The sequence below is a fragment of the Streptomyces coeruleofuscus genome (assembly GCF_039532725.1).
Lineage (GTDB): Bacteria > Actinomycetota > Actinomycetes > Streptomycetales > Streptomycetaceae > Streptomyces > Streptomyces coeruleofuscus.
This window is the reverse complement of the sequence record NZ_BAAASE010000004.1, coordinates 686,918-712,188: the sequence shown is the minus strand read 5'-3', so window position 1 is coordinate 712,188 and position 25,271 is coordinate 686,918. Positions and strand designations below refer to the sequence as shown.

Annotated in this window: 28 protein-coding genes; 10 read left to right on the top strand and 18 right to left on the bottom strand. The window is 70.9% G+C overall.

Annotated features, from left to right (window positions below; all coding sequences use genetic code 11):
* The first annotated feature begins 83 nt into the window (after positions 1 to 83).
* Complete coding sequence (locus ABFX81_RS18610; RefSeq protein WP_086846671.1) at positions 84 to 818, top strand: VOC family protein; 735 nt, start codon at positions 84 to 86, stop codon at positions 816 to 818.
* On the opposite strand, the gene ABFX81_RS18605 is transcribed toward ABFX81_RS18610, so the two are convergent.
* The 5 genes from ABFX81_RS18605 to ABFX81_RS18585 form a co-directional block, all read right to left on the bottom strand.
* The gene (locus ABFX81_RS18605; RefSeq protein WP_346138340.1) at positions 815 to 1,045 is read right to left on the bottom strand and encodes a hypothetical protein; all 231 of its coding nucleotides are present in this window, start codon (positions 1,043 to 1,045) and stop codon (positions 815 to 817) included. The genes ABFX81_RS18610 and ABFX81_RS18605 overlap by 4 nt on opposite strands.
* Before the next feature lie 10 nt (positions 1,046 to 1,055).
* Entirely contained in the window at positions 1,056 to 2,276 is a 1,221-nt protein-coding gene (locus ABFX81_RS18600; protein ID WP_086846669.1) for a sigma-70 family RNA polymerase sigma factor, read from the bottom strand.
* A 28-nt stretch (positions 2,277 to 2,304) separates the two neighbouring features.
* Positions 2,305 to 2,718: a YciI family protein gene (locus ABFX81_RS18595; RefSeq protein ID WP_086846667.1), complete on the bottom strand. Its 414-nt coding sequence runs from the start codon at positions 2,716 to 2,718 to the stop codon at positions 2,305 to 2,307.
* A gap of 84 nt (positions 2,719 to 2,802) precedes the next feature.
* Complete coding sequence (locus tag ABFX81_RS18590; RefSeq protein WP_086846665.1) at positions 2,803 to 3,078, bottom strand: hypothetical protein; 276 nt, start codon at positions 3,076 to 3,078, stop codon at positions 2,803 to 2,805.
* 26 nt (positions 3,079 to 3,104) lie between these two features.
* Positions 3,105 to 3,689 (bottom strand): dihydrofolate reductase family protein, encoded by a 585-nt coding sequence (locus tag ABFX81_RS18585; RefSeq protein WP_346138339.1) that lies wholly within the window; start codon positions 3,687 to 3,689, stop codon positions 3,105 to 3,107.
* Positions 3,690 to 3,801: 112 nt separating this feature from the next.
* Between ABFX81_RS18585 and ABFX81_RS18580 the strand changes: the two genes are divergently transcribed.
* The gene (locus tag ABFX81_RS18580) at positions 3,802 to 4,416 is read left to right on the top strand and encodes a TetR/AcrR family transcriptional regulator (protein WP_346138338.1); all 615 of its coding nucleotides are present in this window, start codon (positions 3,802 to 3,804) and stop codon (positions 4,414 to 4,416) included.
* Between the two features lie 280 nt (positions 4,417 to 4,696).
* Here the strand turns inward: ABFX81_RS18580 and ABFX81_RS18575 are convergent, their stop codons facing one another.
* The 3 genes from ABFX81_RS18575 to ABFX81_RS18565 all read right to left on the bottom strand — a co-directional run bounded on the left by ABFX81_RS18575 (position 4,697) and on the right by ABFX81_RS18565 (position 8,357).
* Positions 4,697 to 5,308, bottom strand: a complete 612-nt coding sequence (locus ABFX81_RS18575) for a GNAT family N-acetyltransferase (RefSeq protein WP_086848639.1) — start codon at positions 5,306 to 5,308, stop codon at positions 4,697 to 4,699.
* Positions 5,309 to 5,669: 361 nt separating this feature from the next.
* Complete coding sequence (locus tag ABFX81_RS18570) at positions 5,670 to 6,839, bottom strand: family 2 encapsulin nanocompartment cargo protein polyprenyl transferase (RefSeq protein ID WP_346138337.1); 1,170 nt, start codon at positions 6,837 to 6,839, stop codon at positions 5,670 to 5,672.
* A 111-nt stretch (positions 6,840 to 6,950) separates the two neighbouring features.
* The gene (locus ABFX81_RS18565; protein WP_086848637.1) at positions 6,951 to 8,357 is read right to left on the bottom strand and encodes a family 2B encapsulin nanocompartment shell protein; all 1,407 of its coding nucleotides are present in this window, start codon (positions 8,355 to 8,357) and stop codon (positions 6,951 to 6,953) included.
* 291 nt (positions 8,358 to 8,648) lie between these two features.
* Between ABFX81_RS18565 and ABFX81_RS18560 the strand changes: the two genes are divergently transcribed.
* Entirely contained in the window at positions 8,649 to 9,113 is a 465-nt protein-coding gene (locus ABFX81_RS18560) for a DUF6010 family protein (protein WP_086848635.1), read from the top strand.
* A 10-nt stretch (positions 9,114 to 9,123) separates the two neighbouring features.
* Positions 9,124 to 10,032, top strand: coding sequence for a pyridoxal-phosphate dependent enzyme (locus tag ABFX81_RS18555; RefSeq protein ID WP_086848621.1), 909 nt, complete (start codon positions 9,124 to 9,126; stop codon positions 10,030 to 10,032).
* A 37-nt stretch (positions 10,033 to 10,069) separates the two neighbouring features.
* On the opposite strand, the gene ABFX81_RS18550 is transcribed toward ABFX81_RS18555, so the two are convergent.
* A complete protein-coding gene (locus ABFX81_RS18550) occupies positions 10,070 to 11,668 on the bottom strand; it encodes a Na+/H+ antiporter (protein WP_086848618.1) in 1,599 nt (532 codons plus the stop codon).
* A gap of 61 nt (positions 11,669 to 11,729) precedes the next feature.
* On the opposite strand from ABFX81_RS18550, the gene ABFX81_RS18545 reads away from it, so the two are divergent.
* The 3 genes from ABFX81_RS18545 (at position 11,730) to ABFX81_RS18535 (ending at position 13,821) form a co-directional block, all read left to right on the top strand.
* Positions 11,730 to 11,990, top strand: a complete 261-nt coding sequence (locus ABFX81_RS18545; RefSeq protein ID WP_086848615.1) for a UBP-type zinc finger domain-containing protein — start codon at positions 11,730 to 11,732, stop codon at positions 11,988 to 11,990.
* 260 nt (positions 11,991 to 12,250) lie between these two features.
* The gene (locus tag ABFX81_RS18540; RefSeq protein WP_003992877.1) at positions 12,251 to 12,664 is read left to right on the top strand and encodes an ATP-binding protein; all 414 of its coding nucleotides are present in this window, start codon (positions 12,251 to 12,253) and stop codon (positions 12,662 to 12,664) included.
* A gap of 17 nt (positions 12,665 to 12,681) precedes the next feature.
* Positions 12,682 to 13,821, top strand: a complete 1,140-nt coding sequence (locus ABFX81_RS18535; RefSeq protein WP_346138336.1) for an RNA polymerase sigma factor SigF — start codon at positions 12,682 to 12,684, stop codon at positions 13,819 to 13,821.
* A 3-nt stretch (positions 13,822 to 13,824) separates the two neighbouring features.
* On the opposite strand, the gene ABFX81_RS18530 is transcribed toward ABFX81_RS18535, so the two are convergent.
* A complete protein-coding gene (locus ABFX81_RS18530) occupies positions 13,825 to 14,265 on the bottom strand; it encodes a hypothetical protein (RefSeq protein ID WP_086848611.1) in 441 nt (146 codons plus the stop codon).
* A gap of 115 nt (positions 14,266 to 14,380) precedes the next feature.
* On the opposite strand from ABFX81_RS18530, the gene ABFX81_RS18525 reads away from it, so the two are divergent.
* Positions 14,381 to 15,349: a diacylglycerol/lipid kinase family protein gene (locus ABFX81_RS18525; protein ID WP_086848609.1), complete on the top strand. Its 969-nt coding sequence runs from the start codon at positions 14,381 to 14,383 to the stop codon at positions 15,347 to 15,349.
* Positions 15,350 to 15,671: 322 nt separating this feature from the next.
* Positions 15,672 to 15,929, top strand: coding sequence for a WhiB family transcriptional regulator (locus ABFX81_RS18520; RefSeq protein WP_016639615.1), 258 nt, complete (start codon positions 15,672 to 15,674; stop codon positions 15,927 to 15,929).
* Positions 15,930 to 16,113: 184 nt separating this feature from the next.
* Here the strand turns inward: ABFX81_RS18520 and ABFX81_RS18515 are convergent, their stop codons facing one another.
* Together ABFX81_RS18515 and ABFX81_RS18510 are read right to left on the bottom strand one after the other, a co-directional pair.
* Positions 16,114 to 17,580, bottom strand: coding sequence for a histidine kinase N-terminal domain-containing protein (locus tag ABFX81_RS18515; RefSeq protein WP_086848607.1), 1,467 nt, complete (start codon positions 17,578 to 17,580; stop codon positions 16,114 to 16,116).
* Between the two features lie 385 nt (positions 17,581 to 17,965).
* On the bottom strand, positions 17,966 to 18,658 hold the full coding sequence (locus ABFX81_RS18510; protein WP_086848605.1) for a TetR family transcriptional regulator: 693 nt from the start codon (positions 18,656 to 18,658) through the stop codon (positions 17,966 to 17,968).
* A gap of 251 nt (positions 18,659 to 18,909) precedes the next feature.
* Here ABFX81_RS18510 and nagB point away from each other — a divergent pair, with 251 nt between their 5' ends.
* Positions 18,910 to 19,695, top strand: coding sequence for a glucosamine-6-phosphate deaminase (gene nagB / locus ABFX81_RS18505; RefSeq protein WP_086848603.1), 786 nt, complete (start codon positions 18,910 to 18,912; stop codon positions 19,693 to 19,695).
* 21 nt (positions 19,696 to 19,716) lie between these two features.
* Here nagB and ABFX81_RS18500 read toward each other — a convergent pair whose 3' ends face one another.
* The 6 genes from ABFX81_RS18500 to ABFX81_RS18475 form a co-directional block, all read right to left on the bottom strand.
* Positions 19,717 to 20,262 (bottom strand): hypothetical protein, encoded by a 546-nt coding sequence (locus ABFX81_RS18500; RefSeq protein ID WP_086848601.1) that lies wholly within the window; start codon positions 20,260 to 20,262, stop codon positions 19,717 to 19,719.
* Positions 20,259 to 20,507 carry a helix-turn-helix transcriptional regulator gene (locus ABFX81_RS18495; protein ID WP_086600158.1) on the bottom strand — a complete coding sequence of 83 codons (249 nt, stop codon included), beginning with the start codon at positions 20,505 to 20,507 and terminating at the stop codon, positions 20,259 to 20,261. Before ABFX81_RS18495 ends, ABFX81_RS18500 begins: the two co-directional genes overlap by 4 nt.
* Before the next feature lie 30 nt (positions 20,508 to 20,537).
* Positions 20,538 to 22,073, bottom strand: coding sequence for a glycoside hydrolase family 3 N-terminal domain-containing protein (locus tag ABFX81_RS18490; RefSeq protein ID WP_086848599.1), 1,536 nt, complete (start codon positions 22,071 to 22,073; stop codon positions 20,538 to 20,540).
* 9 nt (positions 22,074 to 22,082) lie between these two features.
* Complete coding sequence (locus tag ABFX81_RS18485; protein WP_086848597.1) at positions 22,083 to 22,922, bottom strand: ABC transporter permease subunit; 840 nt, start codon at positions 22,920 to 22,922, stop codon at positions 22,083 to 22,085.
* Positions 22,919 to 23,905: an ABC transporter permease subunit gene (locus ABFX81_RS18480; RefSeq protein ID WP_086848595.1), complete on the bottom strand. Its 987-nt coding sequence runs from the start codon at positions 23,903 to 23,905 to the stop codon at positions 22,919 to 22,921. The genes ABFX81_RS18485 and ABFX81_RS18480 overlap by 4 nt, the downstream gene beginning before the upstream one ends.
* A gap of 71 nt (positions 23,906 to 23,976) precedes the next feature.
* Positions 23,977 to 25,260 (bottom strand): extracellular solute-binding protein, encoded by a 1,284-nt coding sequence (locus tag ABFX81_RS18475; protein ID WP_086848592.1) that lies wholly within the window; start codon positions 25,258 to 25,260, stop codon positions 23,977 to 23,979.
* Positions 25,261 to 25,271: the final 11 nt, after the last annotated feature.

The following is a 25,271-nucleotide window of genomic DNA, read 5'->3' as shown; positions in this document are numbered from 1 at the left end:
GCCAATAGGCGGGGAACGGCGAGGCAAAGGCTGGTCAAGGTTCACGCGGGTGGCGGTGAGGCCGTCCTTATACGATCGCGGCCATGAGGATCCGCTGGACGTACGCCTTCATCGACCGCCCGCGCGAGTCGTTCGACGCCGCCTGCGCGTTCTGGACGGCGGTCACGGACACCCGGCTTTCCGAACTGCGCGGAGAACAGGCCGAGTTCGCCACGCTGGTCCCGCATGACGCCGACGCCTGCCTGAAGGCACAGGCGGTGCGATCGGGGCACGGCGGTGCGCATCCCGACTTCTGTGTGGACGACGTAAGGGAGTTCGCCGACTCGGCGACGCGGCTCGGCGCGAGCGTGGTGGCCGACCTCGGGTCGCTCGTCGTGCTGCGGTCGCCCGGCGGGCAGTTGTTCTGCGCGAACCCTTGGCGCGGGCAATCGTCGCGGCCGGGGGTGGTGCGGGGCAGCCGTCTCGACCAGGTGTGCGTGGACGTGCCGCCGTCCGCCTACGACGCCGAAGTCGCCTTCTGGAGCGGGCTGCTGGCCGACTGGACGTCACGTCCCGGCTCCCTTCCGGAGTTCCACGTGGTCGAGCCGCCGCCCGGCCTGCCGGTACGCCTGCTCCTGCAACGTCTCGGCGAGGAACGCCCGGCCTCCGCCCACCTCGACCTCGCCTGCGCGGACGTCGAGGCGACCCGGGCGCGGCACGAGGAGCTCGGGGCGGTGTTCGTGGCCCGCTTCTCGGGCTGGACGGTGATGCGCGACCCGGCGGGCGGCACGTACTGCCTGACGACCCGGGATCCGGAGACGGGCGGGCTGCAGGTCTAATCCGACTCGGTGTACGCGCAGAGGACGGCCCCACCGTGCTCGGGCGTCGGGCAGGGCGGCAGGTCCGGTGTCGCCTCGGGGTTCGTCTGCTCCCAGACGTACGGCCCCCGAGGCCGAGTCGAGTCCTGCATCCACAGCGTCAGCCCGCCCGCGACGACCACGGCCAGGACCCACACGATCACCACCCGGCGCCACACCCTGCGCCGCCGCTCCCCCGCCATGTCCATGCCTCACACGCTAGTCGAGCAACCGCGCCGCCCGCGCCAGGAGATAGCGCTGTTCGGGCAGGCTGAGGGTCTGGGCGGCCGCCGACTCGTAGGCGGTACGAGCGGCTTCGGGCTCGCCCGCGCGCTCCAGGAGGTGGCCTCGTACGGCGTCCAGGCGGTGGCCCTTCAAGTCGCCTGCCAGCGCGTCCAGTTCGGACAGGCCCGCGTGCGGGCCGTGGACCATGGCGACGGCCACCGCGCGGTTGAGGCGTTCGACCGGGCCTGGGACCAGGGTCACGAGGACGTCGTAGAGGCCCAGGATCTCGGCCCAGTCCGTCGCCTCGGGCGAGGGCGACTCGTCGTGGACGGCGGCGATCGCGGCACGCAGTTGGTAGGGCCCGGGCCTGCCCCGGGCCAGCGCCCCGGTGACCAGGGCGACGCCCTCCTCGATCGCGGCCTTGTCCCAGCGGTCCCGGTCCTGCTCGTCGAGGGGGATCAACTCGCCGTGCGGTCCGCCGCGCGCGTCGCGGCGGGCGTCGGTGAGCAGCATCAGCGCGAGCAGGCCGGCCACCTCGCAGTCCTCGGGGAGCAGCCGGTGGACCGTACGGGTCAGGCGTACGGCCTCGCCCGCGAGGTCACGGCGCTGGAGGGCGGTGCCGGAGGTGGCCGTGTAGCCCTCGTTGAAGATCAGGTAGAGGGTCTGGAGGACGGACGGCAGCCGCTGTTCCCAACGCTCCGGGCGGCCGAAGCGCATACCCCGCACCTTCTGCTTGGCCCGGCTGATCCGCTGCGCCATCGTCGCCTCCGGCACCAGATACGCGCGGGCGACCTCCGCCGTGGTGAGACCGCCGACGGCGCGCAGCGTGAGCGCGATCTGGGCCGGCGGCGTCAGGTCCGGGTGGCAGCACAGGAAGAGCAGCGAAAGGGCGTCGTCCTCGCGGGGAGCCCGCTCCCCGGGCGGCGGGGCGGTGAAGGCGTCGCGGGGCGTGAGCGCCGCCGCCCGCTCCTCGCGCTGCCGCCGGGCCTCCTCGCTGCGCAGTGCGTCGGTCAGCCGCCGCGAGGCCACCCTGATCAGCCAGCCGCGCGGATTGCCGGGCACCCCCGCCGAGGGCCACTGCCCGGCCGCCGCGAGCAGCGCCTCCTGTACGGCGTCCTCGGCGGCGTCGAAGTGCCCGTAGCGCCTCACCAGCGCGCCGAGGACCTGCGGCGCGTTCCGGCGCAGCAGGTCCTCGATCTCGGGTGTGTTCCTCACCGGCCCGTCCGTCGGCGTGGTCCGGCTCTCAGATGTCCCCGGAGCCGTCCATGATCGGACGGATCACGACCGGGTAGTCGGGGGCGCCGGCCGGCTGGGGGCACCGGGCGACGCGCTCGGCGATCTCCGTGACCCGCTCCAGGCTCTCGCACTCCAGGACCCAGTAGCCGGCGAGCAGTTCCTTGGTCTCGCTGTACGGCCCGTCGGTGATCACCGCCTTGCCGTCGTCACCGAGGGTGACGTGCCGGGTCTGCGCCGGCTCGGCCAGGCCCTGCCCGTCGACGAGTTCGCCCGTCTCCGAGAGGTCGTCGTTGATGGCGCCCATGTAGGCGAACATGGCCTGGATCTCGTCCTCGCTCCAGGCGGGGGAGTCCGCCGACGCCTTGCCGCGCATGGCTTCGTAGTCCGCCTGCGTGCCCTGCACCATGACCAGGTACTTCATCAGTCCGCTCCTTCGGCTCTCACCGCCCTGGTGGGCGGCTCTCACAGGGGACGTCGGAGCCGGGCCGGGATTCTCGACACGAGCTCAGGGATTTTCCGCGACGGTTTCTCCGGGAGCGTCTTCGGTCGGGTTCGTCGCGGGTGGGGCGGTGCCCACGGCGGACCGGGGCTGGTCGGGGGTCCGGGTGCCCTCGCCGGCATGACCGCCCTCGGCACCCTCCGCGTCGTAGGCCGCGCACTCGGGGTTGCGGCAGGGGCCCGGCACCCAGCGCGGGACCCACGCGCCCAGCGTCTTGTGGCGCCGGACGACTGTTTCCACTGGCTGTCCGCACGTCGGACAGACGTGTTCTTCGCTGCCCATGTCCTCAGGGTAGGCCGGTCGGGGCCTCAGCGCTTCCTGTTGTACGTGCGCACGAGCACGTCGTTGCCGAAGGTGCGCACCGACTCCAGGGCGAACTCCGAGATCTCGAATCCGGAGCCGAACATCGGCATGCCCGCGCCGTACACGAGCGGGTAGGTCTTGATCACGAGTTCGTCGATCTCGTCGCGCAGTTCGCCCGCGATCTGCGCGCCACCGCACAGGTAGATGCCGAACTCGCCGTCTTCGGCCTTCAGTTCGCGGACCTTTCCGGCCAGGTCGTCCGCGATGATCCCGACGTTCGGGTCGGGCGACTCCTTCAGCGTCCGGGAGGCGACGTATTCGCGCAGGTGGGCGTAGGGGCTGGTGATGCCGTCCTTCAGGGCGAGGTCGTAGCTGGCCCGGCCCTGGACGATGGTGTCGAACCGCTTGTTCGGCAGGTCGTCGAAGCCGAGGGCCCGGCGGCCCTGGGTGGGCACGGTCTCCGGGTATTCCGCCTTGAGGAAGGCGAGGAACTCCTCGTCGACGAAACGGACCATCGATGTCGCGTCGCCGCCCGGGTCGCCGATGAAGCCGTCGATGGAACAGGCGATGAAGTACGTGAGCTTTCGCAAGCCGGTCTCTTTTCGTAGGCTGCCGGTGCAACGACTTCAGTTGTAGTACTCCCGCTGTAGTGGTTGCAAGCCGATATCCACGAACCGACGAAAGTGGGAGAAGGGACTCCGCATGGTCAGCAATCCCGAGCGCCGGGCCGCGCTCGTCGACGCCGGCGTCGAGGTGCTCGCGCGCGAGGGAGCGCGCGGGCTGACGTTCCGCGCGGTGGACGCGGAGGCCGGCGTGCCCGTGGGCACGGCCTCCAACTACTTCACCGGCCGTGCCGACCTGCTGCGCCAGATCGACACCCGGCTGCACACACGGCTCGCGCCCGACCCGGACGTGGTCGCCGAGCTGATGACCCGCCCCCGGGACCGTTCACTGGTCACGGCCTTCATGTACGACCTGATGGCCCGCGCGACCCGCGACCGCACGGGCTATCTGGCCCTCATGGAGCTGCGCCTGGAGGCCACCCGGCGTCCCGAACTGCTCGCCTCCTACACCAAGTCGGTGCGCGGCGACCTGGAGGAGGCCATGGAATTCCACCGGACGGCCGGCCTCCCCGGCGGCGACGAGTCCGTCGCCGTGCTGTACCTGGCCATGCTGGGACTGCTCCTGGAGCACCTGACCCTGCCGGGCGTCCTGGAAGGCGTACTGCCCGGGGTGAGCGTGCCGGACGGGCTGGTGGAGAGGATCGTGGCGACGGTGTTGCCGGAGGGGCAAGCCGGACAGGCCGGCGAGGTCTAGGTCGCGCCGGGCGTCGCGGGGCAGGCGGGACTTCGCGGGCGCCTTCCTAGGGGGTGTCCGTAAAGTCCCGTCGTCCGCCCGGAGGGCGGGCCCTGCGGCGTTCGGTGCGTCTCTGGGGGTACCCCCGGCCGAAGGCTGGGGGAGTGCCGGGCGGACGCCCGCGTGCTGGTTGTACGCGGGTGTTCGCCCGGTGCGGCGAGTGGGGGCACCTCCCACGCCCTTAAGGCAGTGGGGGAGCGTGCCGGGCGTCGCGGGGCAGGCGGGACTTTGCGGACACCCCCTAGGCCTTGCGCGTGCGGGGCTCGCGCCACATCGGCCACATGGCCGGGCCGTTCTCCGGGAGGTCGAGCACCGGGCCGGCGGGCTCGAAGCCGAGGCGCTCGTACAGCTTGCGGCTGCGGGCGCTGCTCGCCTCCAGGTAGGCGGGCAGCCCCTCTCGGTCGCAGCGGTCGAGGACCGACTCGATGAGCGCCGTGCCGAGGCCCTCGCCCTGGCGGCCGGGGGCCACGGCGATCATCCACAGGTACTCGTGGGCCCGCCCGGAGGGGTGGATGGCGGCGGTCAGCCGGCCGATCGTCTCGACGCGTTCGTTGTCCGGATCGACGGCCTGACGCACCTGGGCCGGACCGTCGTCCTCGGCGTCGCCGTCATGGTCGTCGGCCGGCATGGACAGCCACAACGCACAGGCCGAACCGTCCTCGGTGAGGTCGATGCGCCCGTCCGCGAGCACGATGTCGGTGAAGGCGGCCATGAGCCCGGGATGCTTGGCGCGACGGTCCTCCGCCCCGGGGAAGACCCAGCCGCTCACCGGGTCGTCATGGAACGCCTCGTCCAGCAGCCGGACAACCAGCTCCCGGTCGCCCTCGCCCGCCGTCCGGATCGCCACACCCATGTCCCGCCCCTTCGATCGTCCCGACGGGCGTTGATCGTAGGGCGGTTGGGAGCCGTCCCGGCGCGCGGTGCGTGAGCTTGGCGGGAATCCATCGAACAGTTGCCCAAAGCGCCTGTCGTGACCGGCGGTAGGAGGCGGGCCCCGCACACCGTGGGGCAGTGCGGGACCCGCCTGGCCGGAGGCCCGGGGCCGTACGGAGTCAGGAGCCGCACGCCCCCGAGACGCTCCGGGGTCCTGCCCTTCGGTGACCCGAAGGTCCGTCAGGTGTCACCGGCGGCCCGTTGCCGCACCGGCGGCCGCTCCCGGCCGCCGAATGCCGCACCGTCCGCCGTCAACCGCTGCGCGGTCACTTGCTGCGCGGTCAACCGCTGCGCCGTGTCACGAACTCGGCGAGGGCCAGCAGACCGCCCGCCGCCTCCGGGTCCGGCACCGCGCGTGCCAGTTGCTGCATCGCCACTGCCATCCGGTCGGCCGCCTGGTTCTGCGCCCAGTCACGGCCGCCCGCCCGCTCCACGGTCAGGGCGATGTGGTCCAGGTCCTCCTTCTCGCTGGGTCGTGCGTACAGTTCGGCGAGTTCCGCGGCCGCCGGCGTGCCGGAGGCGAGGGCCGCCACGACCGGCAGGGACTTCTTGCGAGCGGCCAGATCCGCGCCGACGGGCTTGCCGGTGCGGCGCGGGTCGCCCCATATGCCGATCACATCGTCGATGAGCTGGAAGGCGAGCCCGGCCTCCCGGCCGAACGCGTCCAGCGCCGCCACGTCCGCGTCCCCGGCACCCGCGTACAGCCCGCCGATCGCACAGGCGCTGCCCAGCAGCGCGCCCGTCTTGGCCTCCGCCATGGCGAGCACCTCGTCGAGCGTGACCTCGCGGGGAGCGCGCCGCTCCATGGCCGTGTCCGCGTGCTGTCCGGCGCACAGTTCGATCACACAGTCGGCGAGCCGGGCGGTGGCGGCCGGGGCCGCCGGATGCGGGTCCTCGGCGAGCAGCCGCATGGCCAGCGCCTGGAGGGCGTCCCCGGCGAGGATCGCGTCGGGGTCGCCGAACACGGTCCACGCGGTGGGCCGGTGCCGGCGGGTGGCGTCCCGGTCCATCACGTCGTCGTGCAGAAGCGTGAAGTTGTGGACCAGCTCCACCGCCGCGGCAGCCCGGGCCGCCGCCGCCCGTGCCTCGGCCCCGCCGAGGGCGGCCGCCGCGGCGAGGACGAGCGCGGGCCGGATCGCCTTGCCGGAGCCGCCCTCGGCCGGTGTGCCGTCCGCCTGCTCCCAGCCGAAGTGGTAGCGCGCGATCCGGCGCATCGGCGCGGGCAGCGAGGCGAGCGCGTCCCGCAGTACCGGGTCGACCTCCGCCCGGGCCCGCTCCAGGAGCATGACCGCCTCGTGCCCGTCGGCCGGGACCGGCCGACCGTCCCGCTGTGTTCCGATGGGCCCCCGCCCTTCCGGTGCCCCGGCCGCACGCCCGGGCTCGGTACCGCGCTGCCCGCCGGGGGCGGGCAGCGTCGTCTCCGTCCTGAACTCCGTGAGGGACTCACCCATGGGACCGCCTCGGAGACTGAGCGGACGGTGGCGCTTCCGCTGCCGCTGGGCGCGTACCCCGAGGGTGTACCCGCGCCGCCGGGCGCGGACACGGCCGCCGCACCGGAAGCGTCACCGCCAGCGGCCGATCTCGACGTTCTCCAGGACGCCGAGCGCGTCCGGTACCAGGACCGCGGCCGAGTAGTAGGCCGTGACCAGGTACTTGATGATGGCCTGTTCGTTGATGCCCATGAAGCGCACCGACAGGCTGGGCTCGATCTCGTCCGGGATGCCGGAGGCCCGCAGCCCGATGACGCCCTGCTCGCTCTCGCCGGTACGCATGGCGATGATCGACGTCGTCCGCTCCGAGCTCACCGGGATCTTGTTGCACGGGAAGATCGGCACTCCCCGCCAGGTGGGGATGCGGTTGCCGGCCATGTCGATGGTCTCGGGGACGAGCCCGCGCTGGTTGAGCTCGCGGCCGATCGCGGCGATGGCGCGCGGGTGGGCGAGGAGCAGTTTGGTACCGCGGCGCCTGCTGAGCAGCTCGTCCAGGTCGTCCGGGCCGGGCACGCCGTCGTGCGGCTGGATCCGCTGGTCGTACTCGCAGTTGTGCAGAAGGCCGAAGTCGCGGTTGTTGATGAGCTCGTGCTCCTGGCGCTCCTTCAGCGCCTCGACCGTCAGCCGGATCTGCTGCTCGGTCTGGTTCATGGGCTGGTTGTAGAGGTCGGCCACGCGCGTGTGGATGCGCAGGACGGTCTGGGCGACACTCAGCTCGTACTCACGGGGCCTGGCCTCGTAGTCGACGAAGGTGTGCGGGATGTCCGGCTCGCCGGAGTGGCCGGCGGCGAGGTCGATCTCCTTCTCGCCGTACTTGTTGGAGCGCTGCTGGGGGATCGAGCGGCGCTGCTGGAGGTGCTCACGCAGCGAGTCCGAACGCTCCGCGATCTGCTCGACGTCCTGGCGGGTCAGGACGAGCACGGTGCACGCGGTGAGCGCCCGGGCCGTGTACTCCCAGATGGCGTCCTCGTTGAGCAGCGCCTCGTCGCCGAGGTAGGCGCCGTCGGCGAGGACCCCGAGGGACTCGTCGTCGCCGTACGGGCCCGTGCCGACCTTCTCCACCCTGCCGTGCGCCAGCAGGTACACCTCGTCGGTCGGGCTGCCGAACGAGGCGATCACCTCGCCGGCGGCGATCTCCCGCTGCTCGCAGCGCCGGGCGATCTCGAAGAGCACCTCCTCGTCCTCGTACGACCGCAGCGCCGGCAGTTCACCCAGCTCCGCGGGGATGATCTCGACGCGGTCGCCGGTCTTCACGAACGTCAGCCGGCCGTCGCCCACGGCGAACGTCAGCCGCCGGTTCACCCGGTACGTACCACCCTGGATATCGACCCAGGGCAGCATCCGCAGCAGCCAGCGGGAGCTGATCTCCTGCATCTGTGGCACGGACTTGGTCGTGGTGGCCAGGTTCCGCGCGGCCGCCGTGCCGAGACTCTGCTGCGGCTTGGTCTGCTCCGTGCGGACCTCTTCGCCTACCGACATAGAGAACTGCCCTCCCGGTTGTGACCGACGCCCATATGCCTCGGGCATCGATGTGCACGACCAAGCCTTCCTCAACCAACGTCCCGGTGCTATTACACGAACGAGCGGGAATGGATCTTCGTACGACTGGGCAGGGGCCCGCTTTCCCGGCGTTCGCGGGCGGCGTGGCAGGGCTCCGTGGCTGCTGGCGAGAACCCGTCGGAACCTGTCGGTCATGCCGCTGGGGAGCGTGCGGGACCGGACCTAGCGTGGTGCCCCGTCCCTTCCAGCGACTCCGGAGACGGCCCGTCCATGCAGTACATCGCGCCGATCGCCATCGGCATCCTCTACGCCCTGTTGATGTCCCTGGTCCGCGAACCGCACCGGCGGCGCCTGAACGCGGTCATGGTCGCCGGTGCCGGCGCGGCGTACCTCAGCGGCGGCGGCATGGGCGGCTGGGAGTTCCCCTTCACCGCGCTGCTCGCCTACGTCGCCTTCCGCGGCCTGGAGTCGTGGACGTGGATCGGCGTCGGCTGGCTGCTGCACACGGCGTGGGACATCGTGCACCACGTCAAGGGCGCCCCGATCATCCCCTTCGCCCAGACCTCCTCCCTGGGCTGCGCGATCTGCGACCCGGTGATCGCACTCTGGTGCATGCGGGGCGGCCCGTCCCTCGTCGACCTCCTGCGAGGGCGCCGCCGGTCCGGGAAGCCGCGGACCGGCCCGGGCTCGCGGGAAGGCGTCAGCCCCGAGTCCCCCTCCCCCACCTCCGGGTGACAATGGCCCGGTGACCAGCCCCGACACCTCCGGATTCGCCGCACTGCGCCCCCGGCTGCCCTCGCCGGTGGAGGAGGTCGTGGACGGCCGGTTCGAGCGCCACGGCGTCCGGCTGGTGCTGAAACGGGACGACCTGATCCACCCGGAGCTGATCGGCAACAAGTGGCGCAAGCTGGCGCCGAACCTCACGGCGGCGGCCGGCCGTACCGTCGTCACCTTCGGCGGCGCCTACTCCAACCACCTGCGGGCCACGGCCGCGGCCGGCCGGCTGCTCGGCATCCGCACGGTCGGCGTCGTACGCGGCGAGGAGCTGGCCGGCCGGCCTCTCAACCCCTCACTGACCCGCTGCACGGCCGACGGCATGCGGCTGCACTTCGTCGACAGGGCGACGTACCGCCGCAAGTCCGAGCCGCGAACCCTGTCCGCGATCCTGCGCGCGGCGGACGCCGAGGAGGCGTACGTCGTCCCCGAGGGCGGCAGCAACGCGGAGGCCGTGCGCGGCTGCCGGGCGCTCGGCGCCGAGCTGCACGGCGGGGCCGATGTCGTCGCCGTGGCCTGCGGCACCGGCGGCACACTGGCGGGGCTGGCCGCCGGTCTCGCCCCCGGGCAACGTGCCGTGGGTGTCCCGGTCCTCAAGGGCGGCTTCCTGGCCGCCGACGTCAGGGCCTTGCAGGAGCAGGCCTTCGGCGGTCCGCGCGGCACCTGGAGCCTCGACGACCGTTTCCACTTCGGCGGCTACGCGCGCGTGCCCGACGAGCTCGACTCCTTCGCCGCGGACTTCGAGCACCGTCACGGACTGCCCGTCGAACGCCTGTATGTCGCCAAGCTGCTGTACGGGCTCGTCGTCCTGGCCGGCGAAGGGGCCTTCCCGCGCGGTTCGACGGTGGCGGCCGTGGTCACCGGCCGTCCCTTCCGGTGACGCCGGGCACCGCGCCCGCCGTCCGCCCCTCCCGCCTCTACGCCGTCTCCCGGAAGGCCGCCGCCTCCTCCAGGTCCAGTCTGCGCAGCAGCGTCCGCAGCATCTCGTCGTCGATGTACCGGGCGTCCCGGAGTTTGACGAACACCTCGCGCTCGGCGCTGATCATCTCCCGCGACAGCCGCCGGTAGGTGTCGTCGACGGACTCCCCGGTGACCGGGTTGGCCTGCCCGAGCCGTTCCCAGACGGCGTTGCGGCGGCGCTCCAGGACGGTGCGGAGCCGGTCGGCGAGCGGCGCGGGCAGGGCGTTGCGCTCGTCGCCGAGGAGTTCGTCCAGGTGCCGCTCGGCGGCCCGGGAGGCCTGCGCCTGGGCGTTGGCCTCGGCCAGTGTCTCGGCCTGTGTGTCCCGCCCGGGGAACTTCAGCAGACGGATCAGCGGGGGCAGGGTCAGCCCCTGCACGACCAGCGTCCCGATGACGGTCGTGAAGGTCAGGAAGAGGATGAGGTTGCGGTGCGGGAAGGGCTCCTCGCCGTCGTGCAGGGTGAGCGGGATCGAGAAGGCGATGGCGAGCGAGACCACGCCCCGCATACCGGCCCACGCGACGACGAACGGCCCCTTCCAGGTCGGACTCGCCTCCCGCTCCCGGATCCGGGCCGACAGCAGCCGCGGCAGGAAGGTCGCCGGGTACACCCACGCGAACCGGGCCGCGACGACCACCAGGAAGACGGCGACCGCGTACCAGGCGGCCAGGACCCCCTCGTACTCCCCGAGGCCCCTCAGCACCACCGGCAGCTGGAGTCCGATCAGCGCGAACACCGCCGACTCCAGGACGAAGGCGACCATCTTCCACACCGCCTCCTCCTGGAGACGCGTGGCGAAGTCGACCTGCCACGCGCGGTGTCCCAGGTAGAGGGCGACGACCACGACGGCGATGACACCGGAGGCGTGCACCTGCTCGGCGACGGCGTACGCGACGAACGGGGTCAGCAGGGAGAGCGTGTTCTGGAACAGCGCCTCCTTCACGTGCGTGCGCAGCCAGTGGATCGGCGCCATCAGCACGAGCCCGACCACGACGCCGCCGACCGCCGCGAGCAGGAACTCGCCGATGCCCCCGGCCCAGGTCGCGCCCTCGCCGACGGCGGCGGCCAGGGCCACCCGGTAGGCGGTGATCGCGGTGGCGTCGTTCAGCAGGGACTCGCCCTGGAGGATCGTGGTGATCCGCGACGGCAGCCCGACCCGGCGGGCCACGGCCGTCGCCGCGACCGCGTCCGGCGGCGCCACCACCGCGCCGAAGACCAGGGCGGCGGTCAGCGGCAGGTCCGGCACGATCAGGTACAGGGCCCAGCCGACGACGAAGGTCGCGAACAGCACGTACCCGACGGACAGCAGCGCCACCGGCCGCAGCTGCGCCCGCAGGTCGAGGTACGAGCTGTCGGTGGCGGCGGTGTGCAGCAGCGGGGGCAGCAGGAGCGGCAGGACGATGTGCGGGTCGAGGGTGTAGTCCGGCACCCCGGGGACGGAGCTGACCGCCAGCCCGACCGCCACCAGCAGCAGGGGCGCCGGCACCGGTGTGCGCCTGGCCGCCGCGGCGATCGCGGCGCTGCCCGCCACCAGGAGCAGCAGTGGCATCACGTCCATCTTCTCGCCCGCCCTCTTTTTTCCACGCGGTCTTCGGCGCGACCGTCGTAACCTGGCAATCATGAAACAGTGCACCCACGCCGAGGCGCTGCCTCATCCCGAACCCGTCCCGCTCAGCGAGACGTGTCCGGAGTGCCTGGCGGAGGGCATGGATCCGGTGCAACTGCGGCTGTGTCTGAGCTGCGGCCACGTCGGCTGCTGCGACTCCTCGCCGGGGCGGCACGCGGCGGTGCACCACGAGAAGTCCGGGCATCCCGTGATGCGGACCCATGAGCCCGGGGAGACTTGGCGGTGGTGCTTCGTCGATCATGTCCTGGTGTGACTCGACAGGACCCCGGCGCGGGACGGTTCGACCGTCTGACGTCTGGGTACGTCAACCCGGCGCACGCTCTTCCCATTTGGGCCCGCAGAACCTCTAGACACGGAGCGTATCCGGAGGTTTACTGTGAGTGACGGCAAGGGGTTGGGGTCCCGGGGACAGGACCGTTGAGAGCGCGGTAGCGTCACCGCTGAACCATGTATCGCGTTACCCCGGGGGGCGACCCTCGGCCCTGAAACACTTGTACCACCATGGAGGTGAGGGTGTCCCAGATCGCAGGCGAGCCCGCGACGCAGGACTTCGTGGAAGTCCGGCTGCCGGCCGCGGGTGCCTACCTGTCGGTGCTGCGTACGGCCACGGCCGGTCTCGCGGCCCGTTTGGACTTCACCCTCGACGAGATCGAGGACCTGCGCATCGCTGTGGACGAGGCCTGCGCGATCCTGCTTCAGCAGGCCGTGCCCGGCTCCGTGCTCAGCTGTGTCTTCCGCCTCGTCGACGACTCACTCGAGGTCACCGTCTCGGCGCCTACCACCGATGGTCATGCCCCCTCGCGGGACACCTTCGCCTGGACGGTCCTGTCCGCTCTCGCGGGCAAGGTCTCCTCGGCCGTGGACAAGGACAAAACCGTTTCGATCAGCCTCTACAAACAGCGCGGCGCGGGACCCGGGCCGGCGTGAGGAAAGAGGACGGGCCGGTGCGGGACGAAGAGCGCGGCACACGAGAGCTGCCGGCCGAGGGTACGGCCACGGACCCGTGCGGTCCGACCGTGGTCCGGCGCGTGGCGGACGGCATCGACGGCATCCCCGAGCAGGCCCGCCCGCATCCGGAGGACGACTCCGCGGGGGCCGTCCTCCCGGGCGGCGGGCAGCGGCCCCAGGACGGTGCCGTGCGGAGCGCGCCTCCGGGCGGAGGGATCGCAGCACCTCCTGCCCAAGGGGGTCCCCCCACCCGCGCGCAGTCGGGAGTGGCGGAGGAGGCGAGGGCTCGGGGAAGGGCGACGGGCGGGACGATGAGCGAGCACGAGCGACACTCCGAGGACGAAGCGCCGCGCGCACGCCACACACAAGGTGGGCACGGCTCCCCGGACCGCAGCGGGGCACGCGAGATGTTCCTCAAACTGCGCACGCTGGACAGTGGCAGCCCCGAGTACGCGGAGCTGCGCAATCAGCTGGTCCGCATGCACCTGCCGCTCGTGGAGCATCTCGCACGCCGCTTCCGCAACCGCGGCGAGCCGCTCGACGACCTCACCCAGGTCGCCACGATCGGGTTGATCAAGTCGGTCGACCGCTTCGACCCGGACCGCGGTGTGGAGTTCTCCACGTACGCGACCCCGACGGTCGTCGGCGAGATCAAGCGGCACTTCCGCGACAAGGGCTGGGCGGTGCGCGTCCCGCGCCGGCTCCAGGAGCTGCGCCTCTCCCTGACCACGGCCACGGCCGAGCTCTCGCAGCTGCACGGCCGCTCGCCCACGGTCCACGAGCTCGCCGAGAAGCTGGCGATCTCGGAGGAGGAGGTCCTGGAGGGCCTGGAGTCCGCCAACGCGTACTCCACCCTGTCCCTGGACGTCCCCGACACCGACGACGAGTCCCCGGCGGTTGCCGATACGCTCGGCGCGGAGGACGAGGCGCTGGAAGGCGTGGAGTACCGGGAGTCCCTCAAGCCGCTACTGGAGGACCTCCCGCCGCGCGAGAAGCGGATCCTGCTGCTGCGCTTCTTCGGCAACATGACCCAGTCGCAGATCGCGCAGGAGGTCGGCATCTCGCAGATGCACGTCTCGCGGCTGCTGGCGCGCACCCTGGCCCAGCTCCGGGAGAAGCTCCTCGTCGAGGAGTGACGGCTACTTCTGTACGTTGCCGGGCCCGCGGATCCCGAGGGCCCGGGTCGTCTCGGGGTTCACGAGCAGGACGAGCGCCGCCACGGCCACGACCGCGAGGGCGATCCCGGCCGGAATGGCCATGCTGTCGGCCTGGAGCAGGTTGTAGGCCACGGGCAGTGCCATGAGCTGGGTGATGACGGCCGGGCCGCGGCTCCAGCTGCGGCGGCCGAGCAGCCCGCGCGCGGCGAGCAGCGGCAGCAGCGCGAGCACGACGAGCGTGACGCCCCCGGTCACGGCCTGCTGGCGGTTGTCCGGCTCGCCGGTGAGTCCGAGGACGAGCATCCACACGCCGCCGACGACCAGCGCCAGCCCCTCCAGTGCGGCCAGCAGCGCGGCGTACGTCAGCCGCCGCGGGCGGGGGCCGGTGTTGTCCGGGGTGGTGGGGGTCTGCTCACTGCTCACCCCTGAAGAGTAGCCCTCGGCCGCACGCCCCTCGTGGCGAGGTTCACCCCCGCTCTCTTACCTGATCCCTACCTCGGTCTGGGCCAGGTACCACCCAGTAGGTACGCTGCCAGTCATGCGTGCACTTCTCGTGGTCAACCCGGCGGCAACCACCACAAGTGCGCGCACACGCGACGTACTGATCCACGCGCTCGCCAGTGAGATGAAGCTGGAAGCGGTCACCACCGAGTACCGCGGCCACGCGCGCGACCTGGGCCGGCACGCGGCGGAGAGCGACGACATCGACCTCGTGGTGGCCCTCGGCGGCGACGGCACGGTCAACGAGGTCGTCAACGGCCTCCTGCACGCAGGCCCCGCCCCGGGACATCTCCCCGGCCTCGCCGTGGTCCCGGGCGGCTCCACCAATGTCTTCGCCCGCGCCCTGGGTCTGCCCAACGACGCGGTGGAAGCCACCGGCGCTCTGCTGGACGCCCTGCGCGACGGCAGTGAACGCACCGTCGGCCTGGGCCTGACCTCCGGCACACCGGGCACGGAGGACGAGGCGGTGCCTCCCCGCTGGTTCACCTTCAACGCGGGGCTCGGCTTCGACGCCGGTGTGGTCGGCCGGGTCGAGCAGCACCGCGAGCGCGGCCGGAAATCCACACACGCTCTCTACGTACGCCAGGTCGTGCGCCAGCTCCTCGGCGAGCCGAACCGCCGGCACGGCACGATCACGCTGGAGCGGGACGGCGAGGATCCGGTCACCGATCTGGTGCTGTCCATAGTCTCGAACACCTCCCCGTGGACGTTTCTGGGGAATCGCCCGATCTACGCGGCACCTAAGGCCTCGTTCGATACCGGCCTCGATCTCTTCGGTCTCAGCCGGCTGTCCACCGCGGCCGTTGCCCGGTATGGCACCCAGTTGCTCACTTCGTCCCCCGAGCGCGGACCCCGTGGCAAGCACGCCACCTCTCTGCACGATTTGACCGAGTTCACCTTGCATTCGAAGGCTCCGCTCCCCCTCCAGATGGACGGTGACCACCTGGGCCTGCGAACAAGCGTGACGTTCACAGGCGTACGCCGTGCACTGCGTGTGATTGTGTGAGCAGAACTGGCTAAAGTCCTTTCACTCGAACGTTTAGGCCAGGGTCCACCCCATGGAAGTACGGCTGTGACCTAGTCGACACCGAAGAATCAAAAAAAACTTTCCAGAAGGGGTTGTATCCGCCGCTGAGGTTTGCGAGTCTCTACGTGGCGATCGGGACGGCCCGCAACATCGGCCTCCACTGATCACCAGAACCCCTCTTCAACTCACAGGACCCACGCCAGGGAACCTGGCGATCGGCCCTTCACTTGTTGAGGGATTCGTGAAAGCGTTCACATTCACAAGCAAGCCCTGCACGTAATACCAAGGAGAGGTAGCAGCCATGGACTGGCGTCACAACGCCGTTTGCCGCGAGGAAGACCCCGAGCTCTTCTTCCCCATCGGCAACACCGGTCCTGCGCTGCTGCAGATCGAGGAAGCCAAGGCCGTCTGCCGTCGCTGCCCTGTGATGGAGCAGTGTCTGCAGTGGGCGCTCGAGTCCGGCCAGGACTCCGGCGTCTGGGGTGGTCTCAGCGAGGACGAGCGCCGTGCCATGAAGCGCCGCGCCGCCCGCAACCGGGCCCGTCAGGCCTCCGCCTGACAACCCACCCCTGCTGACAGCCTGAGCTTGGCGGCGCGTACAGCGAGTACGCATCTCCCGCCCCCGAGCCGCAGCGCGCAGTTCCCCCGATGCGCTTGAGTCAAGCAGCAACGAGCTTTAGCCCCGGGCCACTTGATGGCCCGGGGCTCAATGCTTTCCAGAGCCGGATCCGGCTGGACGCTTCCTACTTCCGCGTCGGCACCGGGATGTCCAGGATCACGCGGGTGCCGCGTTCCGGGGCCGGAACCATGTCGAAGGTTCCCCCCAACTCGCCCTCCACCAGGGTCCGTACGATCTGGAGTCCGAGGTTGCCCGCGGTCTGCGGATCGAAGCCGTCCGGCAGGCCGACCCCGTCGTCCTGGACGGTGACCAGCAGGCGGGCCTCCTTGGTCGTACCGCCGCGGACCGCCGACACCTCGACCGTGCCGGTGTCGCCCTCGCGGAAGCCGTGCTCCAGCGCGTTCTGCAGGACCTCGGTCAGCACCATCGACAGCGGGGTGGCGACCTCGGCGTCGAGGATGCCGAAGCGGCCGGTGCGCCGGCCCGTGACCTTGCCCGGGGAGATCTCCGCGACCATCGCCAGGACGCGGTCGGCGATGTCGTCGAACTCCACGCGCTCGTCCAGGTTCTGGGAGAGCGTCTCATGCACGATCGCAATCGATCCGACGCGTCGCACCGCCTCCTCCAGGGCCTCGCGGCCGCGGTCGGACTCGATGCGCCGGGCCTGGAGGCGGAGCAGGGCCGCCACCGTCTGGAGGTTGTTCTTGACGCGGTGGTGGATCTCCCGGATCGTCGCGTCCTTGGTGATCAACTCGCGTTCGCGGCGGCGGAGTTCGGTGACGTCACGGAGGAGGACCAGCGAGCCGATGCGAGTGCCCTTGGGTTTGAGGGGGATCGCGCGGAACTGGATGACCCCCTCGCTGGCCTCGATCTCGAACTCGCGGGGCGCCCAGCCGCTGGCGACCTTGGCGAGCGCTTCGTCCACCGGGCCCAGGGTCGGGGCGAGTTCGGCGGTGGTCTTGCCCAGGTGCTGGCCGACGAGGTCGGAGGCGAGGCCGAGACGGTGGTAGGCGGACAGCGCGTTCGGGGAGGCGTACTGGACGATGCCGTCGGCGTCGAGCCGGACCAGGCCGTCACCCACCCGGGGCGAGGCGTCCATGTCGAGCTGCTGGTTCGCGAACGGGAAGGCGCCGGCCGCGATCATCTGCGCGAGGTCGGAGGCGCTCTGGAGGTAGGTGAGCTCCAGGCGGCTCGGGGTGCGCACGGTGAGGAGATTGGTGTTGCGCGCGATGACACCGAGGACGCGCCCCTCCCGCCGTACGGGGATCGATTCGACCCGGACGGGGACCTCTTCGCGCCACTCGGGGTCGCCCTCGCGCACGATGCGGCCCTCGTCGAGGGCGGCGTCGAGCATCGGGCGGCGGCCGCGCGGGACCAGGTGGCCCACCATGTCGTCCTGGTAGGACGTGGGACCGGTGTTGGGCCGCATCTGCGCGACGGACACGTACCGCGTGCCGTCACTGGTCGGGACCCACAGCACCAGGTCGGCGAAGGAGAGGTCGGAGAGCAGCTGCCACTCCGAGACCAGCAGGTGGAGCCACTCGAGATCGGTGTCGTCGAGGGCGGTGTGCTGGCGGACGAGTTCGTTCATGGAGGGCACGTGAGCGAGCGTACCCGGGGGTTTGTACGGCTCTGAAATGTACGGCCCCTCACAGATGGGGGTCTCCCGAAACACCCGCGGGCCGCGGCGCCTGAGAGGGACCCTCAACCCTCCCGGCACCGCAGCCCGGAGCAGTATCGGCCGCGGGGTGTGCGGTCCCGGTCGGCCGAAGGACGAGGAGCCGGGGCAGTCAGGGCAGAGAGCCTCGGTTCCTCTTTCCGCCTTCCTGTGCGGGGAAGGCGGAGGCTGGTGCGCGCATCACACGCGCTCTCGTCCCGCATTGTGGACTAGACCACTCGTGGTGTCCATGCGTTGGAGGCTGTTCGTTGTTGTTAATTCTCCGACTGATCGGACGCACCGGCGTCCTCCACGCAGCCTAACCCGTGTGGGTTCCTGTGCGGGGCCAGATGGACATGGCAATTTCCACGACCGCCTCCAGTTCCTCCCGGCTCGCCCCGTCCCGCGCCTGTTGCGACATGCCCTGGATCATCGCTCCGGTATGGCGGGCCAGGGCGGCGGAGTCGGTGCCCCGGGGCAGCGCACCGGCGGCGACATCGGTTCTGATGCGGCTCTCGAACGCGGCGATGTCGGCGTTGCGGCGGTCCCGCAGCGACTGTTCGACCTCGGGCGTCGAGCAGTTCGCGGCGGCGTGGACGACGAGACAGCCGTGCGGGTGGCCGGGTTCCGTGTACGCGGTGGCGGCCTCGCGCAGCAGGCGCTCGACGGCGGCCCGGGCGGTGGGCTCCTCGGCGAGGGCCCGGTCGGTGAACGAGCCGTACCTCGCGCCGTAGACCTGCACGACCTCCTCGAAGAGGGACCGCTTGTCCCCGAAGGCCGCGTAGAGGCTGGGGGCGCCGATGTCCATGACGCGGGTGAGGTCGGAGACGGACGTGGCCTCGTAGCCGTGCTCCCAGAAGGCCAGGAGCGCCTTCTCCAGGGCGGTCTCGCGATCGAAGGAGCGGGGGCGGCCACGGGGCCGGCCCTTGGCCTTGCCCGTCGAGGCCCCGAGCCTCTCGGCCTGCGCGGTTCCGTGCGGTCCGGCCCTGGTGGTCCCGTCGTCGTTCACCATGGAGCGCATTTTATAGCGGGCACTAGAGAAATGTCGGTGAGCTGCGGTACGGTCATTTCTGTAGCGACCACTAGTGAATGGCGCTGCTCACCTGCCGGAGACCCGGCCGGCACTGGCCGGCCGCCCCTGCGGGACCGGCGGCATTCACCCTGGGAGCGACGCCACCGCTCTGTTAGATTGGTCTAAACCACACGACCCCTCTCCCGTGTCCAGTCCCAGTTGAGCATCCCTCTCAGATCGGCAGGCCCAGCGTGGAAGTTGTCATCGTTCCGGACGCCAAAGCGGGCGGCGAGCTCATCGCCGAGGCCATGGCTCAGTTGCTCCGGCGCAAGCCCGACGCCCTGCTCGGCGTGGCGACCGGCTCGACGCCGCTGCCCGTGTACGAGGCGCTGGCGGCCAAGGTGCGGTCCGGTGCCGTGGAGGTCGCGCGGGCGCGGATAGCCCAGCTCGACGAGTACGTGGGGCTGCCTGCCGCCCATCCGGAGTCGTACCGCTCGGTGCTGCGGCGTGAGGTGCTGGAGCCGCTCGGGATCGGGATGGACCAGTTCATGGGGCCGGACGGCACGGCCGAGGACGTGCAGGGGGCGTGCGAGGCGTACGACCAGGCTCTCGTGGACGCCGGGGGTGTGGACCTTCAGCTGCTCGGGATCGGGACCGACGGGCACATAGGGTTCAACGAGCCGTGTTCGTCGCTGGCGTCACGCACGCGGATCAAGACGCTGACCGAGCAGACCCGGATCGACAACGCGCGCTTCTTCGACGGCGACATCGACCAGGTGCCGCACCACGTGATCACGCAGGGTATCGGGACGATCCTGGAGGCCCGGCACCTCGTGCTGCTCGCCACCGGGGAGGGCAAGGCGGACGCGGTCGCGGCGACGGTGGAGGGGCCGGTCGCCGCGGTGTGCCCCGCGTCCGCGCTCCAGCTCCACCCGCATGCGACCGTCGTGGTCGACGAGGCCGCCGCGTCGAAGCTGAAGCTGGCGGACTACTTCCGCTACACCTACGCCAACAAGCCGGAGTGGCAGGGAATATAGGGCCTGTCGTTTGGTCAGGTCCTAGCGGCCGGGCGCTCCTGCCCCAAGCACCTCGTCGTCGGCCGGCTCGTCCTCGGCCCGCAGGCCGGCCACCCACAGCGGCATGACCCAGTGGACGACGAGGACGGCGATGAGAAGGGGGGCCGCGTAGGCCTTCGGGGCGTTGCCGTCGACACCGCCTGTGATCAGCAGGGCGACCGCCGACGCGGCCAGGAGCAGCGTGGTCATGCGGTGGGCCCGGGCCAGGACGCGGCGGCGTTCGGCCGACTGCCGCTCGTCCAGTACGTGTTCGCGCAGCTCCAGCAGGCCCCGGGTGGCGCCGTTGATGATCCCGGTCGCGACCATCCAGGGAAGCAGCAGCACCGCCATCGCGGCGACGGGCCACAGCGGCTCGCCCTCGGCGAGGAAGAAGTGGGTCATCAGTGCGCCGATGGCCACGGTGAGGGTGATGTGCGCGGCGACGGCCAGACGCCGGCGTGCCGCCGTGGCGTACCAGGCCTGGCCGCGGCGGTCGTTCATGAGCCGCAGCATGCTCCGGTCGTAGCGGGTCAGGCGTGTCGTCGTCATGGCTGGTTCCTCCCGTAGACCTCGTCCGTGAGCGGCCGGAACGGTTCGAGTGAGAACAGGGCCTCGACCGGCAGATCGAAGAACTTCGAGATCTTCAACGCCAGGTCGAGGCTCGGGTTGTACTGCCCTCGCTCGATGTAGCCGATGGTCTGGTAGTGGGCTCCCACCGCCTCGGCCAGGCTCTGGCGCGACACCTTCCGTTCGGCGCGCACCATGGCCAACCTGTTGTGCACCTGCTCGCTCATGTATAAGAAGTACTACATCCTGAAGCAGCTTTACAACCCGGCGATCACCTCGGCCGCCGCCCGGCCGCAGACGCGGGCCGCACCGTGGGTGGCGATGTGCAGGGCGCCTCGGGGTGCGGCCTGGGGGACGCCCATCTCGACCACGATGGTGTCGGGGCGGGCGGCCAGCAGGGTGTCGAGGGCCGAGGCCATCCAGGGGTGGCGGTGTTCGTCGCGGACGACGGCGACGATGCGGCGCGGACCGGCTGCCTGAAGGGCCGCCCGTCCGGCACTCTCACCGGCACCGGCATCGCTCTCCTCGCCTTCCGCCGCCGCGAAGCTGCCCGTCACCGTGCCCGGCAGGAGGTGGACGAGTTCGGCCGCGACGCCCCAGGGGGTCTCGTCACCCACCGCGATGTTGGCGACGGGGGTGAGGGCGGCGACGTAGGGCGGTTCGGTGAGGGGCTCGAAGGTCTCCGGGCTCCCCAGGCCCGGGGCGGCGGTGACCGTGAGGGCGCGGCGGGCGGCGTGCAGGCCGATCTCGCTGCCACGGGTCTCCTCGGGTACGCGGCCCACCGCGCTCGCCCAGCGGGCCAGCGCCCGGACCCGGTCCGCGGCCTCGGCCAGGCGTTCCTCCGGCAGTTCACCCGCGCGGACCGCCGCCACCAGGGCGTCCCGCAGGCGCCGTACGGTCGCGTCGTCGGCCAGGCCGCCGCCCACGCAGATCGCGTCGGCGCCGGCGGCGACGGCGAGGACGCTGCCGCGTTCGATGCCGTAGGTACCCGCGATGGCCCGCATCTCCATGCCGTCGGTGACGATGAGGCCGTCGTAGCCGAGTTCGCCGCGCAGCAGGCCGGTCAGGATGCGGCGGGAGAGGGTGGCCGGGCGGTCGGGGTCCAGGGCCGGGACGAGGATGTGGGCGCTCATCACGGCCCGGCTGCCGGCGGCGATGGCCGCGCGGAACGGGGTCAGCTCGCGGTCGGTCAGCACGTCCGCGGGGACGTCGATGCGCGGGAGGGCGTGGTGGGAGTCGACGGCCGTGTCTCCGTGGCCGGGGAAGTGCTTGGTGCAGGCGGCGACTCCGGCGGACTGGAGGCCCGTCACATAGGCCGCGGTGTGCCGGGCGGCCAGTTCGGTGTCGGCGCCGAAGGAGCGGACACCGATCACCGGGTTGCGCGGGTTGGAGTTCACGTCGGCGGACGGGGCCCAGTTGAGGTTCACGCCGCAGGCCGCGAGACGGCGGCCCAGTTCGTGGGCGACCTCGCGCGTCAGTTGCACGTCGTCCACCGCGCCGAGCGCGTGGTTGCCCGGGAAGGAGGAGCCGGTCCGCACCTCCAGGCGCGTCACGTCACCGCCTTCCTCGTCGATCGCGACCAGAACGTCGTCGCGCTCGGCCCGCAGTTGCGCGGTCAGCGCGGCCAGTTGGCCGGACGAGGTGATGTTGCGGCCGAACAGGCCGACGGAGGCGAGGCCCTCGCCGAGCCGGCGCAGCAGCCAGTCGGGGGCGGTGGTTCCGGTGAAGCCGGGCTGGAGGACCGTCAGGGCGTCACGGGTGAGCGTGTCGGTACCGCTGGCGAGTGTCGTCATGGGGCGGGGTCATCCCTTCACGGCGCCCGCGGTCAGGCCCGCGGCCATCTTGCGCTGGACGAGGAGGAAGAGGGCGACGATCGGCACGGCCATCATCGTGGCGCCGGCCATCATCGGGGCGTATTCGGTGCCGTGCTTCGTGGTGAAGTTGCCGAGCCAGACGGTCGCCGTCTGGTTCTTCTGGCTGAGCAGCATCAGGGCGTACAGGTACTCGTTCCAGGCCTGGATGAAACCGTAGACCGAGGTGGCGACCATGCCGGGGGCCAGGAGCGGGAAGACGACCCGGAGGAAGGCGCCCGTGCGGGAGCAGCCGTCGACCATGGCCGCCTCCTCCAGTTCCCTCGGGATGTTGACGATGAAGCCCCGCAGCGTCCACACGGTGAACGGGAGGACGAAGGTCAGGTACGTGATGATGAGACCCGTCAGCCGGTCGTACTGGCCCAGGTCGTTGAGCAGCAGGAACACCGGGATGATCATGGCGACCAGCGGGACCATCTGGACCGCGAGGATGCCCACGATCACGATCTTGCGGCCGCGGAAGGCGAAGCGGGAGATGGCGAGCGCGGCCAGCAGCCCCACGACCATGCCGATGACGACCACCGCCAGCGACACCACCATGCTGCGGCCCACCGGCCCCCAGAAGTCGGCGATGTCCAGCGCCCTGCCGAAGTTGGCGAAGGTGATGCCGGTCGGCAGCAGGCTCGGGTCCGGGTCGATGGCGTCCTTGGCGGGCTTGAACGCCGTGTTGAGCATCCAGTACAGCGGGAAGCCCGCGGTGACGAAGACCAGGAGGCCGAGGACGTTCCACCAGAGCTTCGGCGCCCGGCGGACGGTCAGCGTGCTGCTCATTCGACCTCTCCGATCTTCAGCATCTGCCGCATGTAGACGGCGACCACGCCGAGCAGCAGCAGGACGGTGATCAGCGCGATGGCCGAGCCCTGGGCGTAGTCGTTGACGACGAACGCCCGGTCGTAGGAGTAGGTGTTGAGGACCTGGAACTCCGGCTCGGGGTGGCCGTTGCGCATGACGAACACCTGGGGGAAGACGCCCATGTCCCAGATGACGGACAGGGTCGTGAGCATCACGATGATCGGCTTGAGGACGGGCAGGGTGACATAGCGGAAGACGCCCCATGATCCGGCGCCGTCCAGGCGGGCCGCCTCCTCCAGTTCCTTCGGCACCTGGGTGAGACCCGCACTGAGCGTGATGACCACGAACGGCACGGCTCCCCACACCACCAGCAGCATGATCACGGCCAGGCCCTCGGGGCCGCTGGCGAACCAGTTGTGGCCGATCATCTCGACGCCGGGCAGCTTGCTGAGCAGCGCGTTGAAGACGCCGTAGTCCGAGTCGAAGAGCCACTTGAAGACCGTGGTGGCCACGATGACGGGCATGCCCCAGCTGGCCACCAGCACGATGTTGATGAGCACCTTCAGCCAGCCGGAGACCCGCTGGAGCAGCAGGGCGATCGCCATGCCGATCACCATCGTGAGGACGACGGCCCCGGCGGCGAAGACGACCGTGCGGACCACGACGGTCCAGAACTCGCCGTCGCCCAGCACCTTCGCGAAGTTGTCGAACCCGACCGACTCGGCCGGCTGGAAGCCCCACAGCTGTGACTGCCCGAACTTCTGGAAGGACAGGGTGACCAGACGGGCCAGCGGATAGCCCATGACCAGGGCCAGGATCAGCAGGCACGGCGCGAGCAGCAGCCAGGGGACCGCGGTCCCGCCCGACGGCCGGTTCGGCCGTGGCCGCTCGGCGGCGGGAGGTGGCGGTGCCTGCCGCGGTGGCGGCACCTTGACGGGGGTGGTGGTGTCTGCGGCACTCATCGCGCGCTCCTCGGCGGTCCCTCAGGTCTGGACGACGGCGGGGCTCCCCGGTCAGGAGCCCCGCGCGAAGATCACTTCGTGTTGATGACCTTGTCGATCGCGGCGTCCGCCTCCTCGGCGGCGGCCTCGACCGACTTCTTGCCGGTGCCGATGCTCTGGAGCATGGTCTGAAGGATCTGCGCCTTCTCGACCTGGCCCCAGCCGGGGGCCATCGGGACGAACCAGTTGGACTCGGCCGCGGTGGCGGGGACGGCCGTCTTCGGGTCGTTCTTGAGCGTCGCGAGGTCGGTCTTGTTGTTGGGCAGGTTGCCCTTGGCCATCAGGCCCTTCTGGCCGGAGGAGCCGGTGAACGCGTTGATCCACTCGGCAGCCAGGGCCTGCGCGTCGGACTTCACCGGCACGGCGAGGTCGGAGCCGCCCAGGAAGACGGGCATGTTCTTGCCGGACGGGCCGGGCATCACGAAGTTCTCGAGGTTGCCCTTGAGCTTCCCGGACTTGTCGTTCTTCGGGTCCTCGGCGGTCGCGCCCTCCCACGCGGCGGCGAAGATCATGGCGGACTTGCCCTGGCCGTAGACGATGTAGCGGTCGGACTCGTCCTTGGTCTTGTCGCCGTGCATGTAGTCGTCGACGACGTTCTTGAACTCCTTCAGGCCCTTTAGGGACTCGGGCGAGGAGAGGGAGGCCTTCCACTGGCCGCCCGACTCGGTGGCGATGGCGCCGCCGGCGTCGTAGACGAAGGACATGGCCGCGTACCAGTCGCGGGTCGGCTGGTACCAGGCGCTGAACTTGTCGCCCTGCTTCTTCTGGATCTTGTTCAGGGCGGCGGTGAGCTCCTTGTACGTCTTCGGGGGCGTCTTCACCCCGACCGAGGCCGCCACGTCCTTGCGCCAGTTGGCGACCCGGCCGCCGGCGTAGTACGGGACGCCGTAGGTCTTGCCGTCGTAGGTCACCGAGGCCTTGAGGCCGTCCAGCCAGGCGTCCGAGCCGTCGAACTCGGCGGGGTCGAGGGGGGCGAAGGCGCCCTTGACCATGTAGCCGAGCATCTCGGTGTTGCCCATCTCGACCACGTCGGGGACCTTGTCGGTGGCGAGGACGGCGTCGAGCTTGGCGTTCTTGTCGGGCCAGCCGTAGTACTCGTGGTTGATCTTGAGACCGGGGTGCTTCTTCTTCACCGCCGCGTCGGCCGCCTTCACCAGCTCCGGCCAGTTGTTCTGGGCGTCGACGGTGAGCCAGACGGTCAGCTCCTTGGCGTCCGCGCCCTTGTCCGGACCCCCGCTGCCGCCCTCGCCCCCGCACGCCGCGATGGAGACCACCATGCCCGCGATACCGATCGCGGATATCAGCTTGCGCTTCACGCCACCCTCCT

What these genes read in the sequence shown, in the direction of transcription:
- ABFX81_RS18610 (WP_086846671.1), top strand. Translation starts at nt 84, where the DNA reads ATGAGGATCCGCTGGACGTACGCCTTCATCGACCGCCCGCGCGAGTCG.
- ABFX81_RS18605 (WP_346138340.1), bottom strand. Translation starts at nt 1,045, where the DNA reads ATGGACATGGCGGGGGAGCGGCGGCGCAGGGTGTGGCGCCGGGTGGTG.
- ABFX81_RS18595 (WP_086846667.1), bottom strand. Translation starts at nt 2,718, where the DNA reads ATGAAGTACCTGGTCATGGTGCAGGGCACGCAGGCGGACTACGAAGCC.
- ABFX81_RS18590 (WP_086846665.1), bottom strand. Translation starts at nt 3,078, where the DNA reads ATGGGCAGCGAAGAACACGTCTGTCCGACGTGCGGACAGCCAGTGGAA.
- ABFX81_RS18580 (WP_346138338.1), top strand. Translation starts at nt 3,802, where the DNA reads ATGGTCAGCAATCCCGAGCGCCGGGCCGCGCTCGTCGACGCCGGCGTC.
- ABFX81_RS18575 (WP_086848639.1), bottom strand. Translation starts at nt 5,308, where the DNA reads ATGGGTGTGGCGATCCGGACGGCGGGCGAGGGCGACCGGGAGCTGGTT.
- ABFX81_RS18570 (WP_346138337.1), bottom strand. Translation starts at nt 6,839, where the DNA reads ATGGGTGAGTCCCTCACGGAGTTCAGGACGGAGACGACGCTGCCCGCC.
- ABFX81_RS18565 (WP_086848637.1), bottom strand. Translation starts at nt 8,357, where the DNA reads ATGTCGGTAGGCGAAGAGGTCCGCACGGAGCAGACCAAGCCGCAGCAG.
- ABFX81_RS18560 (WP_086848635.1), top strand. Translation starts at nt 8,649, where the DNA reads ATGCAGTACATCGCGCCGATCGCCATCGGCATCCTCTACGCCCTGTTG.
- ABFX81_RS18550 (WP_086848618.1), bottom strand. Translation starts at nt 11,668, where the DNA reads ATGGACGTGATGCCACTGCTGCTCCTGGTGGCGGGCAGCGCCGCGATC.
- ABFX81_RS18545 (WP_086848615.1), top strand. Translation starts at nt 11,730, where the DNA reads ATGAAACAGTGCACCCACGCCGAGGCGCTGCCTCATCCCGAACCCGTC.
- ABFX81_RS18525 (WP_086848609.1), top strand. Translation starts at nt 14,381, where the DNA reads ATGCGTGCACTTCTCGTGGTCAACCCGGCGGCAACCACCACAAGTGCG.
- ABFX81_RS18520 (WP_016639615.1), top strand. Translation starts at nt 15,672, where the DNA reads ATGGACTGGCGTCACAACGCCGTTTGCCGCGAGGAAGACCCCGAGCTC.
- ABFX81_RS18515 (WP_086848607.1), bottom strand. Translation starts at nt 17,580, where the DNA reads ATGAACGAACTCGTCCGCCAGCACACCGCCCTCGACGACACCGATCTC.
- ABFX81_RS18510 (WP_086848605.1), bottom strand. Translation starts at nt 18,658, where the DNA reads ATGGTGAACGACGACGGGACCACCAGGGCCGGACCGCACGGAACCGCG.
- ABFX81_RS18500 (WP_086848601.1), bottom strand. Translation starts at nt 20,262, where the DNA reads ATGACGACGACACGCCTGACCCGCTACGACCGGAGCATGCTGCGGCTC.
- ABFX81_RS18495 (WP_086600158.1), bottom strand. Translation starts at nt 20,507, where the DNA reads ATGAGCGAGCAGGTGCACAACAGGTTGGCCATGGTGCGCGCCGAACGG.
- ABFX81_RS18490 (WP_086848599.1), bottom strand. Translation starts at nt 22,073, where the DNA reads ATGACGACACTCGCCAGCGGTACCGACACGCTCACCCGTGACGCCCTG.
- ABFX81_RS18485 (WP_086848597.1), bottom strand. Translation starts at nt 22,922, where the DNA reads ATGAGCAGCACGCTGACCGTCCGCCGGGCGCCGAAGCTCTGGTGGAAC.
- ABFX81_RS18480 (WP_086848595.1), bottom strand. Translation starts at nt 23,905, where the DNA reads ATGAGTGCCGCAGACACCACCACCCCCGTCAAGGTGCCGCCACCGCGG.